Raw genomic sequence first — 13,345 nt, forward strand, 5'->3', positions numbered from 1 at the left:
TCGTTGTCCCTGTTCTGTCCTTTGCGCTTCCTGCGCGACGTCCATGGAACAGAGATTAACCGTGGATCCAATCGCCGAACAGTGGCGAATAGTCACCACGTCATGTAGGAGAAAGCTTACAAAACCTGATCATCGCCTTAGAACTGTTCGGCATCGAGCAGATACAGCGGCTCGCTGCCCGCCTTCACCGACGCCACCAGCGAGTCGACTCGCGGCAGCAGGCGGGCGAAGTAAAAGCGTGCCGTGCCCAGTTTGGCCGAGTAGAACGCCGGGTCACCTTCGCCCTGGGTGGCCGCACGCGCCATCAGCGCCCACATGTAGGCGTATGCCACATAGCCGAAGGCGTGCAGGTACTCCACCGAAGCCGCGCCGATCTCGTTCGGGTTGCCTTTGGCCCGGTCCAGCACCCAGTCGGTGAGCCCGTCGAGCTGATCGAGGGCTGCCGCCAGAGGGCGGGTGAACTCAACCGCCTCGCTGTCCGAGCTGGCGATGAACTGACGGATTTCGTCAGCGAACAGCCGGTAGTACGCACCACCGCTGGCCACCACCTTGCGACCCATCAGGTCCAGCGCCTGAATACCATTGGTGCCTTCGTAGATCTGCGTGATACGCACATCGCGCACCAGTTGCTCCTGCCCCCACTCGCGGATGTAGCCATGGCCACCGAACACTTGCTGGCCATGCACCGCGCATTCCAGGCCCAGATCAGTGAGAAACGCCTTGGCCACAGGGGTAAGCAACGCGACCAGCTCTTCGCTGCGCTTGCCGATGGCAGCGTCCTGACTGTACTTGGCACTGTCGAGTTGCATCGCCACGTAGGTGGAAAACGCCCGACCGCCTTCGATCAGCGCTTTCATGGTCAGCAGCATGCGGCGCACGTCAGGGTGGACGATGATCGGATCGGCAACCTTGTCCTTGGCTTGCGGGCCCGTGGGCGAACGGCTTTGCAGGCGGTCGCGGGCGTACTCCACCGCGTTCTGATAGGACCGCTCGGCCGAGGCCAAGCCCTGGATACCGACGCCCAGGCGCTCGTAGTTCATCATGGTGAACATCGCGGCCAAGCCCTTGTTCGGCTCGCCGACGATGTAGCCCACCGCTTCGTCGAAGTTCATCACGCAGGTGGCCGAAGCCTGGATGCCCATCTTGTGCTCGATCGAGCCACAAGTGGCCGAGTTGCGAGCGCCGAGGCTGCCATCGGCGTTGACCAGGAACTTCGGCACCAGGAACAGCGAAATGCCCTTGGGCCCAGCCGGTGCATCCGGCAGCTTGGCCAGCACCAGGTGGATGATGTTCTCGGTCAGGTCGTGTTCGCCGCCGGTGATGAAGATCTTGGTGCCGCTGACCTTGTAGCTGCCGTCGGCCTGGGGCTCGGCCTTGGTGCGAATGATGCCCAGGTCGGTACCGGCGTGCGGTTCGGTCAAGCACATGGAGCCGGCCCAGACGCCGGCATACATGTTCGGCAGGTACTGCGCCTTGAGCGCTTCACTGGCGTGGGCGTTGATCGACAGGCAGGCCCCGGCGGTGAGCATCGGGTACAGGCCGAAGGCCAGGCTGGAGGCATTGACCATTTCCTCGACCTGGGCCGAGATGGCCTTGGGCATGCCCATGCCACCGAACAGGGGATCACCGCCTACGCCCACCCAGCCACCCTCGGCGTAGGTGTTGTAGGCATCGATGAAACCGGCTGGGGTACGCACGGCGCCGTTATCCCAGTGACAGCCTTCTTCATCGCCAGCACGGCTGAGCGGCGCGATGGAGCGTGCGGTGACCTTGCCAGCCTCCTCCAGCACGGCCATCGCGGTGTCGGCGTCTACGGCCTCGGCCAGCGCAGGCAATTGCGCCCATTGTTCGGCCACGTTGAAGACTTCATTGAGAACGAAGCGCATGTCGCGCAGGGGCGCTTTATATTCAGCCATGACAACCTCTCGCTAGTGGGTCGGGCGGTTCGGGCAACCGCAGCACGGATTTGAAATCCAGTGTAACCGACAAACTTTTACGAGACATAGGGTCATCACTAGACCATATAGTCATTTCTGGTCACGCCGTACGCACCGCCCCACGCAACGATTGTTGGCCATACACCATCACGCAGTTGCGGCCCGCACCCTTGGCGCTGTACAGCGCCTGATCGGCGGACTTGAGCACTTCGTCGGGGTTGCGGTGGTCTGCCAGGCGCTCGGCGACACCAATGCTGATGGTGACCGAGACCGTACCACCGGCGCTGCCACTGCGCCGTTGCCGCCCGGCGCTGTCGTCCTGCGGCCGGCTGTTCGGATCGCGCAGATGCATGGCGTAGTTGGCGATCATCTCGCGCACAGCCTCCAGGTGCGGCAGGCATTCCTCGGCGGTCTTGCCAGCGAATACCAGGGCGAACTCCTCGCCACCATAGCGGTAGGCGCGCCCGCCACCGGTGACCTTGGCCAAACGACTGGCGACCAGGCGCAGCACCTGGTCGCCGACATCGTGGCCATGGGTGTCGTTGAATTTCTTGAAGTGGTCGACATCGGTCATGGCGATCACATAGTTGCGCCCAAGGCGCTGCATACGCTCGTTCAGCGCCCGGCGCCCGGGCAGACCGGTCAGCTCGTCGCGGAAGGCCATCTGGTAGGCCTCATGGGAGACCGCCGCGGCAATCATCAGCATCACCTGGCTGCACATGATGTTCAGGGTGAAGGGCAGAATGAAAGTCTTGGGCAGCATCCAGAAGATGCCGACCAGGCCGATCAGCTGTGCCGCATGCAGGGGCCGCGGCTCGCGCAGGTATTGCACCACCAGCAGGATGAACACCATCAGGAACAACGGGTAGACCATCTGGATCAGGCTCATCCACTGGCCATGCAGTGCCGGCCAGCGGATTTCCGCCAACCACGCCAGCAGGGCGTCCGGGAAGCTCTGCTCCAGTGCCAGGGCCACGCTGCCCACAGCGAACAGTACGGCGAACCGCGCCAGCAGGTCCTGGGCCAGGTGAGTGCGCTCCTGCCAGGCGCCGAACAAACCGTACAAGGCGGGTAGCAACAAGCACACCAGGTGGAAGATGACCGCCGCATCCTCTCGGACGCGGCCGTTGTCACGGTAGTAATCGGTCTGGGTATCGAGCAGGAAATAGGCGATGTACACCGTGACCATCAGGAACAATTCGCGCTGGCGGCGATACACCGCGCAATAGGCGCCGCCCAGCAGCAGCACCAACGTCGGCAGGACGTTGAACAGGGACGTGAAGAACACACTCAGGTCCCTCACATAGGCCGCCGCGAGGCCCGCCAGCAACAAGAACAGCGAAGGCAGAAAATGGCTCGCGCGGACCGCGTTTAGACGAAACAAGGGAATCTCCGACCCGGCAGATCAATAATGGCATTGTGCCCTTACTTCATCGGCAACACACGTGAATAGATGAATAGGTTGCTGGGTTAACGGCAGCGGGACGGCTGGGCTTGAGGTTTTTCTGCGGGGTCGATCGTCGGCAAGCGGCTGCCAGAAGGTGGGGCGGGCGATGAGCGAGCGCCAAAGCGCAAAAAACCCGCCTGCCGGTGAAGGCAGGCGGGTTTCGCTACGAGCGGAGCGGGCTTAGATAGAGAGACCGAAGTCCTCTTCCTTCATCGCCATCAAGTTGCCAGCGCCCGACAGCATCGCAGCCACATGGGTGCGGGTGCGTGGCAGGATGCGCTGGAAGTAGAAGCGCGCGGTCTGCAGCTTGGCGGTGTAGAACCCTTCTTCGCTGGTGCCGGCGGCAAGCTTCTCGGCGGCCAGGCGGGCGATGTCGGCCCAGAAGTAGGCCAGGCAGGCGTAACCGGAGTACATCAGGTAATCCACCGATGCGGCGCCCACTTCCTCGCGGTCTTTCATGGCGGCCATGCCGACTTTCATGGTCAGCTCGCCCCACTCCTTGTTCAGCGCCGCCAGCGGCTCGACGAACTCCTTGACCGCCTCGTTGCCTTCCTGGGCTTGGCAGAACTTGTGCACGATCTTGGTGAAGCCCTTGAGTGCTTCGCCCTGGGTCATCAGCACTTTGCGCCCGAGCAGGTCGAGGGCCTGGATGCCGGTGGTGCCTTCGTACAGCATGGAGATACGGCTGTCGCGCACGTTCTGCTCCATGCCCCACTCGGCGATGAAACCGTGGCCGCCGTAGATCTGCACGCCATGGTTGGCCGCCTCGAAGCCCACTTCGGTCATGAAGGCCTTGGCGATCGGGGTCATGAAGGCCAGCAACGCATCGGCCTTCTTGCGCTCTTCCTCGTCCTGGCTGTACTTGACGATGTCGACCTGCTTGGCGGTGAAGTAGACCATCGCGCGGTTGCCTTCGGCGAACGCCTTCATGGTCAGCAGCATGCGCCGCACGTCAGGGTGGACGATGATCGGGTCAGCGGCTTTTTCCGGGGCCTTGGGACCGGTCAGCGAACGCATTTGCAGACGCTCGCGGGCGTACTTCAGGCCACCCTGGAAGGCCACCTCGGCGTGGGCCAGGCCCTGCAGGGCGGTGCCCAGACGCGCGGTGTTCATGAAGGTGAACATACAGTTCAGGCCTTTGTTGGCCGGGCCGATCAGGAAGCCGGTGGCGCCGTCGAAGTTCATCACGCAGGTGGCGTTGCCGTGGATGCCCATCTTGTGCTCGAGCGAGCCACAGCTCACGGCGTTGCGCTCACCGACGCCGCCTTCGCTGTTAGGCAGGAACTTGGGCACGATGAACAGCGAAATGCCTTTGGTGCCGGCCGGTGCATCCGGCAGGCGCGCCAGGACGATGTGGACGATGTTGTCGGCCATGTCGTGCTCACCGGCGGAGATGAAGATCTTGGTGCCGGAAACCTTGTAGGAACCGTCAGCCTGAGGCTCGGCCTTGGTGCGCAGCATGCCCAGGTCGGTGCCGCAGTGCGGTTCGGTCAAGCACATGGTGCCGGTCCACTCGCCGGTCACCAGCTTGCTCAGGTAGGTGTGCTGCTGCTCGGCGGTGCCGTGGGCAGACAGAGTGTTCATCGCACCATGGGACAGCCCTGGGTACATGCCCCACGACCAGTTCGACTCGCCGACCATCTCGCTGATGGCCAGGCCCAGCGACTCCGGCAGGCCTTGGCCGCCATGCTCGACGTCATGCGCCAGACTCGGCCAGCCACCTTCGACGAACTGCTGGTAGGCCTCTTTGAAGCCGGTCGGCGTGGTCACGCCCGACTCGCTCCAGGTGCAGCCTTCGAGGTCGCCGACGCGGTTCAGCGGTGCCAGCACCTGCTCACAGAACTTCGCGCCTTCCTCGAGGATCGCGTCGACCATATCGGGCGTGGCGTCCTGGCAACCTGGCAGGCTCTGATAGTGCGCCTCATAGCCGAGCAGCTCGTCGCGGACGAAGCGAATGTCACGCAAGGGGGCTTTGTAATCAGGCATTGCGATGAACCTCTGTAATGAGTCCGGTGGGGAGACCGCAGGTACCGACCAGCTCTTGCCGGCTTTCGGTCAAACAGTTGTTTGAAACTTACGTTTAGCTCCGCTGGATGTCAAGCCGGGACGATGGTGCCATTTCTGCCGTGGAAAGTGACATTGATGCCACGCTTGGAGAAATGCCCTGAAACGACTGTGGGAGCGGGCTTGCCCGCGAATGGGCCCTCCCAGACAAACAAAGGTGTCTGAAATGACGCATTCGCGGGCAAGCCCGCTCCCACAAGGTTCGCGAGTGACTCGCGACAAATCAGGCGTAGGTGTCGATGAAACGACCGAGCATTTCGTCGGAGGCCTTGGCGACGTTCACGCCAAGTTCGACTTGCTGCTTGCCCAATGCCATCTGCACGGTATCGGTGGCGAGGTCCAGCTGCTGGCTGCGGTCGACCGAACGCAGGCGCTCGGCCTGGTAGTCGCTGGACTGGCTGGTGGCGGCGCGCTCGACCGAGGCATTGGCGATGTTGCTGGCGGCCTGGTCGATACGCTGCTGGCCACTCTGGATGGCGCTGAGGCCGGCGTAATAGGCAGTGCTGCCGGTGATTTCCATGTCAGGACTCCAATGACGCGGGGTGTCAACAAGGCCAATTAAAGCAGGCCAGGGCCGAAAAGGCCCGTTTAAATCCATAATGGCTCAGTGCCACCTGATAGGCCCAAGGTATTCCTGTCCCGACCCGTTCGCGGGTAAACCCGCGCCTACCGGATCTTCGCAGGCTCTGTAGGAGCGGGTTTACCCGCGAAAGGGCCGGCACAGGAACCTGCTAATCCAGAAGGTCCAGTTGCAGGTGCTCGGCCACCGAATCGGCGCTGGCCTGCTTGAGCTTGGGCACCCGTCCGAGGCACGGCGCCGGCAGGCGCTCGGCCAGGCTCGCCAGGTTCTCTTCCAGGCGCGAAGTCCGCGGCTCGATGATGTTGGCTACCCATCCGGCCAGTTGCAGGCCGTCACGCTCGATCGCCTCGGCGCTGAGCAAGGCATGGCTGATACAACCCAGGCGCACGCCCACCACGAGGATCACCGGCAAGCGCAAGGCGATGGCCAGGTCGGAAAGGTTCTCCAGCCCCGACAGGGGCACCCGCCAGCCGCCCGCCCCCTCGATCAAGGTGAAGTCGGCATTTTGCTGCAGCACGTTGCGCATTGCGCTCAGCAATGTCGGCACGGTAAGCGTCACGCCCGCCTCGCGCGCGGCCACATGGGGGGCGATGGCGGGTTCGAAGGCGAATGGGTTGACCTGCTCATAGGGCAGCTTGATCGTGCTTTCATCGATCAGCGCCTGGGCATCGCTGTTACGCAGGCCCTTGGGCGTCATCGTGCAGCCCGACGCCACCGGCTTCGCGCCGAGCGTGCTCAGCCCTTGCAAACGCGCCGCATGGAGCAAGCCCGCAGCAATGGTGGTCTTGCCCACATCGGTATCGGTCCCGGCGATGAAATACGCTTGGCTCATCTCACTCCCTCACAGCAGTGGCTTGCGCATCACACCATAGACCACCTGATAGGTGGCAGGCAGGCCCTCGGCCTGGCGAAACGCTTCATACGCCTGCAGTAACCCTTGCATACGGGCGCGCCCAGTCAAGCCCGAAGGCCGGCCGGGGTTGAGGTTGTGCGCACCCAGCGCCTTGAGCTCATGGGTCAGGCTGCGCACGTCGGGATAATGCAGCACATGGGCACGACGTTGCAGGGAAAGTGTCTCCAGGCCGCTGGCGGCACATAGCTGTTGGTAGTCCTCGAAGCGGCGGAAGCGATTGACGTGCACCATGCCGTCCACTGCCTGCCAACTGGCCCGCAGTTCATCGAGGGTACCGACACACAGGCTGCTGAACGCCAGCACGCCACCGGGACGCAACACCCGCCGCGCTTCGCCCAGGACGCTGGCGAACTGGCTGCACCACTGCACGGCCAGACTACTGAACAGCAGATCGACGCTGGCATCGCGCAGCGGCAGGCGCTCGGCATCGCCGGCGACATGGTAACGCGCACCGCCCTGCACGCCGCGGGCATGGCGCAGCATGCCTTCGGCAATATCCACCGCCACCCCACTGCCTGACGCATAACGCTCGGCCAGCACCCGGCTGAAATGGCCCGTGCCGCTGCCCAGATCCACCCAGCACGAGGGCTGCAGGTCCTCAGGCAGCTGTTCGAGCAGGCTCACGCCGACTGCGCGCTGCAGGGCCGCCACGCTGTCGTAGCTGCCTGCCGCGCGTGAAAAAGAAGCCGCCACCTGGCGCTTGTCCGGCAGCGCGCCGGGCAGGGCCGGACGGGAAAGGTCAGTCATCGCCACTCTCATGCAGGAAACTCTTGATACCCGACGCCAGTTCCTGTGGGTACTCCAGCAGGAACGCGTGGGAACTGTCTTCGACCAGGCCGACCTCGACATCCGGCAGCAACTCGCTCAAGGCCTTCGCCGCGCCAGGCGGTACCAGTGCATCACTGCCGGCGAACAGGTGCAGCTGCGGGCCGGGGTAGGCCTCCAGCGCGGCGCGGGTGTCCAGTTGGGCCAACACTTGCAGGCCGGTCGCCAGGTACAGCGGATCGGTGTCCGGCACCCCCACGCCCAGTTGCCGCAGCAAGGTGCGCGGCTGCTGCGCGCCGTCGCTGCACAGGGTGCGGAAACGCTTGAGGGTGACCTGGGTGTGGCTGCGGCAACCATCGAGGAAAGTCCCGAAGGTGTCTTCGGCCATGCCGTGGGGCCAGTCCGCCCGCGCCACGAAACTCGGATTGCTGGCCAGCGTCAGCAGGCCACAGCAATGGTCGCCGCGCTTGCGCGCCAGTTCGCTGGCGAGCATGCCGCCGAACGACCAGCCGCCAAGCCAGGCATCGGTGGGCAGATGACGGTCGAGGTGGTCGACCCAGACTTGCACGTCGGCCTCGGCCAACTCCGGCAGCGCCACCAGGTCGATCCGCAGGCGCGCATCCTGGGCCCGCAGGCTCGCGGCCAGCGGCTGCAGGGAAGCAGTGCCCAGCCCCCAGCCGGGCAGGAGAATCACTCGGTTACGCATCGGCGGACTCCAACTGTGGATAGCACTCGGCCAATGCATTCAACAATAGCTGCACCTGTGCCTCACTGTGCGCGGCGCTGAGAGTGACACGCAGCCGTGCGCCGCCAGCGGGCACGGTCGGAGGACGGATCGCGGTCACCAAAAGACCACGCTCGCGCAGCATCTGCGACAGACGCAACGCCTGTGCGCTACCGCCGATCAGGATCGGTTGGATCGGGGTAGGGCTGTCCATCAGTTGCAGGCCGATCTGCTCGGCACCCTGGCGGAACTGGCGGATCAGCGCAGCCAGGTGCTCGCGCCGCCAACTTTCCGCACGCAACAGCTCCAGGCTTTTCAGGGTGGCGCAGGCCAGCGCCGGTGGCTGACTAGTGGTGTAGATGTAGGGCCGGGCGAACTGCACCAGCGCCTCGATCAGTTCATCGCTGCCTGAGACGAACGCACCGGCGGTGCCGCAGGCCTTGCCCAGCGTACCGATCAGCACCGGCACTTGGTCGATACCCAGGCCAAAGTGCTCGACGATACCGCCGCCATTGGCACCCAGCGTACCCAGGCCATGGGCGTCGTCGACCATCATCCAGGCGCCATGTGCCTGCGTCACCTCGGCCAGCGCCGGCAAATCGGCCAGGTCGCCGTCCATGCTGAATACGCCGTCGGTCACCACCAGGGTGTTGCCGCTGGCCTTGGCCAGGCGGCTCTGCAGGCTGGCCGCGTCGTTATGCAGGTAGCGGCTGAAGCGCGCACCGCTGAGCAAACCACCGTCGAGCAGCGAGGCATGGTTGAGGCGGTCCTGCAGCACCGTATCGCCCTGCCCCACCAGCGCGGTGATGGCGCCGAGATTGGCCATGTAGCCAGTGGAGAACAGCAGCGCACGCGGGCGCCCGGTCAATTCGGCCAAGGCTTCCTCGACCTGGTGATGCGGGGTGCTGTGGCCAATCACCAGATGCGAGGCGCCACCGCCCACGCCCCAGCGCTCGGCACCGGCCTGCCAGGCGGCGATGACCTCGGGGTGGTTGGCCAGGCCCAGGTAATCGTTGCTACAGAAGGCCAACAACGCCTGGCCATCGACGACCACCTGCGGCCCCTGCGGGCTCTGCAGCAGCGGCCGCTGCCGATACAGGTCCGCGGCGCGCCGTTCGGCAAGGCGCGCCGCCAGGTCAAAGGCCATGTCAGGCGCTGGCTGCGTCGTAGAACAGCTCGCTGCTGCGTTGCTCGACCAGAGCCTGCTCGATCGCGGCCTGGTGCACTTCGTCGGCGTGCTCTTCACGCGCTTCGGGCTTGATGCCCAAGCGGGCGAACAGTTGCATGTCCTTGTCGGCCTGCGGGTTGGCTGTGGTCAGCAGCTTCTCACCGTAGAAGATCGAGTTGGCCCCAGCCATGAACGCCAGTGCCTGCATCTGCTCGTTCATCTGCTCACGGCCGGCCGACAGGCGCACGTGGGACTTGGGCATGAGAATACGGGCCACCGCCAACATGCGGATGAAGTCGAACGGGTCGACGTCCTCTTCCTCGGCCAGCGGGGTGCCGGCAACCTTGACCAGCATGTTGATCGGCACCGATTCCGGGTGTTCTGGCAGGTTGGCCAGCTGGATCAACAGGCCGGCGCGGTCGTCCAGCGACTCACCCATGCCGAGGATCCCGCCGGAACAGATCTTCATCCCCGCCTCACGCACATAGGCCAAGGTCTGCAAACGCTCGCCATAGGTGCGGGTGGTGATGATGCTGCCGTAGAACTCCGGCGAGGTGTCGAGGTTATGGTTGTAGTAGTCCAGCCCGGCCTGGGCCAGGGCGGCGGTCTGCTCCTGATCGAGCTTGCCGAGGGTCATGCAGGTTTCCAGGCCCATGGCCTTGACCCCTTTGACCATCTCCAGCACGTAGGGCATGTCTTTGGCCGATGGGTGTTTCCAGGCCGCGCCCATGCAGAAGCGTGTCGAGCCGATGGCCTTGGCCCGGGCGGCCTCTTCCAGCACCTTCTGCACTTCCATCAGCTTCTGTTTTTCCAGCCCGGTGTTGTAGTGACCGGACTGCGGACAATATTTGCAATCTTCCGGACAGGCGCCGGTCTTGATCGACAGCAGCGTCGAGACCTGCACGCGGTTGGCGTCGAAGTGCGCGCGGTGCACGGTCTGCGCCTGGAACAGCAAGTCATTGAATGGTTGCTGAAACAGCGCCTTGACCTCGGCCAGGGACCAGTCGTGACGTGTTGTTGCAGTTGTGCTGGCGCTCATCGGCGTTTCCTTGTTTAGGCTGTAGCAGGCGCCGACACGGAAAACCCGCCAGCGCATCACGGATAGCTTGCATAGTCATGGAAGGCCTATGAACTGTCAACCACGCCTTAAATCACTGGTTTACAAGTGGATAAATAGTAACCAGATCTGTTTGCTGTGCGACGCTCGCGCCGGGCAGCCCTATCCGCTCTGTATCGCCTGTGAACAGGAGCTGCCTTGGCTGGAAGATCAGTGCCTGCGCTGCGCCCTGCCCCTGCCGATGGCCGGCCTGACCTGCGCCCAGTGCTGCCGCCGGGCTCCGCCGTTCGATCAAGTGGTGGCGCCCTGGCACTACGGCTTTCCGCTGGATACCCTGGTCAGCCGCTTCAAACACAACCGCCAATGGCCACTGGGGCGATTGCTGGCCGAGTTGCTCGGCCATGCCCTGCGCCATCGTTTCGCCGAAGGCCTGCCACGCCCACAATTGCTGGTGCCGGTACCACTGGCCAGACGCCGGCTGCGCAAGCGCGGCTTCAATCAGGCGGCGATGCTGGCGCGTTGGTTGTCGACCCAGCTGTCGATAACCTGTGACCCAAGCGTCCTGCTGCGCACCCGCGACACGCCTGCGCAGCAGAACCTGGATGCCCGCGCCAGACAGGGCAATCTGCGCGGAGCCTTCGCACTGGCCCCCGGGCTCACGCTGGCAGGTCGACACATCGCCCTGGTCGATGACGTGATGACCACGGGTGCCACGGCCCGGACCATTGCCGGGCTGCTGCGCCGGGCTGGAGCGCGGCGGGTCGATGTCTATTGCCTGGCGCGTACAGCCAAGCCGGGGCATGTATGATTCCTCACAGACCCCTTGAACCAGTGCCGCCCATGTCCCTGCCGACCCTTCTGACCCAGCACATCGCCCGTCGCCCGCAGCGCATCGCTCTGCTCCAGCACGTTGCCGAACAAGGCTCGATCACCCGCGCCGCCAAGGCCGCCGGCATCAGCTACAAGGCCGCCTGGGATGCCATCGACGAGCTCAACAACTTGGCCAGCCGCCCGCTGGTCGAGCGCAGCACCGGTGGCCGTGGCGGTGGCGGCGCGCACCTGTCGGCGGAGGGTGAACGGGTGCTGCGCCTCTACCAGCGCCTGCAATCGCTGCAAACCCAGATGCTCGAAGCTGCCGAGCAATCCAGCGACCTCGACCTGCTGGGCCGCCTGATGCTGCGCACCAGCGCTCGCAACCAACTGCAGGGTCAGGTCAGCGGGCTGCGGCGCGAGGGCCGACACGATCGCGTGAGCCTGGCCCTGGGCGACGGGCTGGAGATCGATGCGTTGATCACCCACGACAGCACGGCGCGCCTGGATCTGACCCTGGGAACCACCGTAGTGGCCTTGCTCAAGGCAGGGTGGGTGCAGGTGCTAGGGGCAAGCGATACGCCCGAGGTGGGCAGCAACGTACTGAAAGCGACGGTCGAGCAGGTCTTGGCGGACGCCCAGGGACCGAGTGAAGTGAGACTGGCGCTGGGCAATGGGCAGACGCTGTGCGCCTTCGCTGCGGCCGATTGGCTGAAGGATCAACGGGTGGTCGAGGGTGACGAGGTTCGGGTTCAGTTCCCTCCCTCTTATGTATTGCTGGGGGTGCCGGCCTAGGTCGTCGATGCCGGCGCTTTCGCGGGCAAGCCCCTGGAATGCGCTACCATGCCCCCTAAGCCGCCCGCCCCTTCGGAGCCACCATGTCCCACCCCTTCGACACCCTCACCCCCGACCTGGTCCTGGACGCCGTGGAAAGCCTCGGCTTTCTCAGCGACGCCCGGGTGCTGGCCCTGAACAGCTACGAGAACCGCGTCTACCAGGTGGGCATCGAAGACGCACAGCCGTTGGTCGCCAAGTTCTACCGCCCCGGTCGCTGGAGCGACGCCGCAATCCTCGAGGAGCACAGCTTCACCGCTGAACTGGCCGATTGCGAAGTGCCCGTGGTCGCGCCGCTGCAGCACGACGGCCAGACCCTCTTCGAGCACCAGGGCTTCCGCTTTGCCTTGTTCCCCCGCCGCGGCGGTCATGCACCCGAACCCGGCAACCTCGATCAACTCTACCGGCTCGGCCAGTTGCTCGGTCGCCTGCATGCCGTTGCAGCGACACGCCCGTTCGCACATCGCGAGGCGTTGGCTGTGGACAACTTCGGCCACGCATCGCTGAATACCTTGCTCGAGGGTGGCTTCGTACCCAGGGAACTGCTCCCTGCATTCGAATCCGTGGCGCGCGACCTGCTCAAGCGAGTCGAGGCCATCTATGCCCGTACTCCACATCAACTGATCCGCCTGCATGGCGACCTGCATCCCGGCAACTTGATGCACCGCGATGAGGTGTACCACGTCGTCGACCTCGATGACTGCCGCATGGGCCCCGCCGTGCAGGATCTGTGGATGATGCTTGCCGGCAGCCGCGAAGAACGCCTTGGGCAGTTGGCCGAACTGATCGATGGCTACAACGAGTTCCATGACTTCGACCCGCGCGAGCTGGCCCTGATCGAACCGCTGCGGGCCCTGCGCCAGCTGCATTACAGCGCCTGGCTGGCTCGGCGCTGGGACGACCCGGCGTTCCCGCCGAGCTTCCCGTGGTTCGGTCAACCGCGCTATTGGGGCGATCAGATCCTCGCCCTGCGCGAGCAGATCGCTGCATTGGACGAAGCGCCATTGAAATTGTTCTGAATCGCTATCTCGGTCTGTCTACAATAG

The 13,345-nt window shown here is 64.4% G+C and carries 12 protein-coding genes; 3 read left to right on the forward strand and 9 right to left on the reverse strand.

Annotated elements, in window-relative coordinates:
- Window positions 1–137: 137 nt before the first annotated feature.
- The 9 genes from KY379_RS05035 to bioB all read right to left on the reverse strand — a co-directional run bounded on the left by KY379_RS05035 (window position 138) and on the right by bioB (window position 10,637).
- Complete coding sequence (locus tag KY379_RS05035; RefSeq protein WP_133327348.1) at window positions 138–1,916, reverse strand: acyl-CoA dehydrogenase C-terminal domain-containing protein; 1,779 nt, start codon at window positions 1,914–1,916, stop codon at window positions 138–140.
- Window positions 1,917–2,037: 121 nt separating this feature from the next.
- Entirely contained in the window at window positions 2,038–3,321 is a 1,284-nt protein-coding gene (locus KY379_RS05040) for a sensor domain-containing diguanylate cyclase (protein WP_133327350.1), read from the reverse strand.
- Window positions 3,322–3,564: 243 nt separating this feature from the next.
- Window positions 3,565–5,370: a phenylacyl-CoA dehydrogenase gene (locus tag KY379_RS05045; protein WP_133327352.1), complete on the reverse strand. Its 1,806-nt coding sequence runs from the start codon at window positions 5,368–5,370 to the stop codon at window positions 3,565–3,567.
- Between the two features lie 301 nt (window positions 5,371–5,671).
- The gene (locus KY379_RS05050; protein ID WP_133327354.1) at window positions 5,672–5,968 is read right to left on the reverse strand and encodes a pyrroloquinoline quinone biosynthesis protein PqqE; all 297 of its coding nucleotides are present in this window, start codon (window positions 5,966–5,968) and stop codon (window positions 5,672–5,674) included.
- 211 nt (window positions 5,969–6,179) lie between these two features.
- Window positions 6,180–6,860: a dethiobiotin synthase gene (gene bioD / locus KY379_RS05055; protein ID WP_133327356.1), complete on the reverse strand. Its 681-nt coding sequence runs from the start codon at window positions 6,858–6,860 to the stop codon at window positions 6,180–6,182.
- 9 nt (window positions 6,861–6,869) lie between these two features.
- Window positions 6,870–7,688, reverse strand: a complete 819-nt coding sequence (bioC, locus tag KY379_RS05060; RefSeq protein ID WP_261239352.1) for a malonyl-ACP O-methyltransferase BioC — start codon at window positions 7,686–7,688, stop codon at window positions 6,870–6,872.
- Window positions 7,681–8,412, reverse strand: coding sequence for an alpha/beta fold hydrolase (locus tag KY379_RS05065; RefSeq protein WP_261239353.1), 732 nt, complete (start codon window positions 8,410–8,412; stop codon window positions 7,681–7,683). The genes bioC and KY379_RS05065 overlap by 8 nt, the downstream gene beginning before the upstream one ends.
- Window positions 8,405–9,577, reverse strand: coding sequence for an 8-amino-7-oxononanoate synthase (gene bioF, locus KY379_RS05070; protein ID WP_261239354.1), 1,173 nt, complete (start codon window positions 9,575–9,577; stop codon window positions 8,405–8,407). Before bioF ends, KY379_RS05065 begins: the two co-directional genes overlap by 8 nt.
- Window position 9,578: 1 nt before the next feature.
- A complete protein-coding gene (bioB, locus tag KY379_RS05075) occupies window positions 9,579–10,637 on the reverse strand; it encodes a biotin synthase BioB (protein WP_133327364.1) in 1,059 nt (352 codons plus the stop codon).
- Between the two features lie 88 nt (window positions 10,638–10,725).
- Here bioB and KY379_RS05080 point away from each other — a divergent pair, with 88 nt between their 5' ends.
- The 3 genes from KY379_RS05080 (at window position 10,726) to KY379_RS05090 (ending at window position 13,318) form a co-directional block, all read left to right on the forward strand.
- Entirely contained in the window at window positions 10,726–11,463 is a 738-nt protein-coding gene (locus KY379_RS05080) for a ComF family protein (RefSeq protein WP_196172053.1), read from the forward strand.
- Window positions 11,464–11,495: 32 nt separating this feature from the next.
- A complete protein-coding gene (locus KY379_RS05085; protein ID WP_133327368.1) occupies window positions 11,496–12,260 on the forward strand; it encodes a TOBE domain-containing protein in 765 nt (254 codons plus the stop codon).
- An 83-nt stretch (window positions 12,261–12,343) separates the two neighbouring features.
- Window positions 12,344–13,318, forward strand: coding sequence for a serine/threonine protein kinase (locus KY379_RS05090; protein WP_261239355.1), 975 nt, complete (start codon window positions 12,344–12,346; stop codon window positions 13,316–13,318).
- Window positions 13,319–13,345: the final 27 nt, after the last annotated feature.

The organism is Pseudomonas sp. HD6422, assembly GCF_025377065.1.
In the GTDB taxonomy this organism is placed as follows: Bacteria; Pseudomonadota; Gammaproteobacteria; order Pseudomonadales; family Pseudomonadaceae; genus Aquipseudomonas; species Aquipseudomonas putida_U.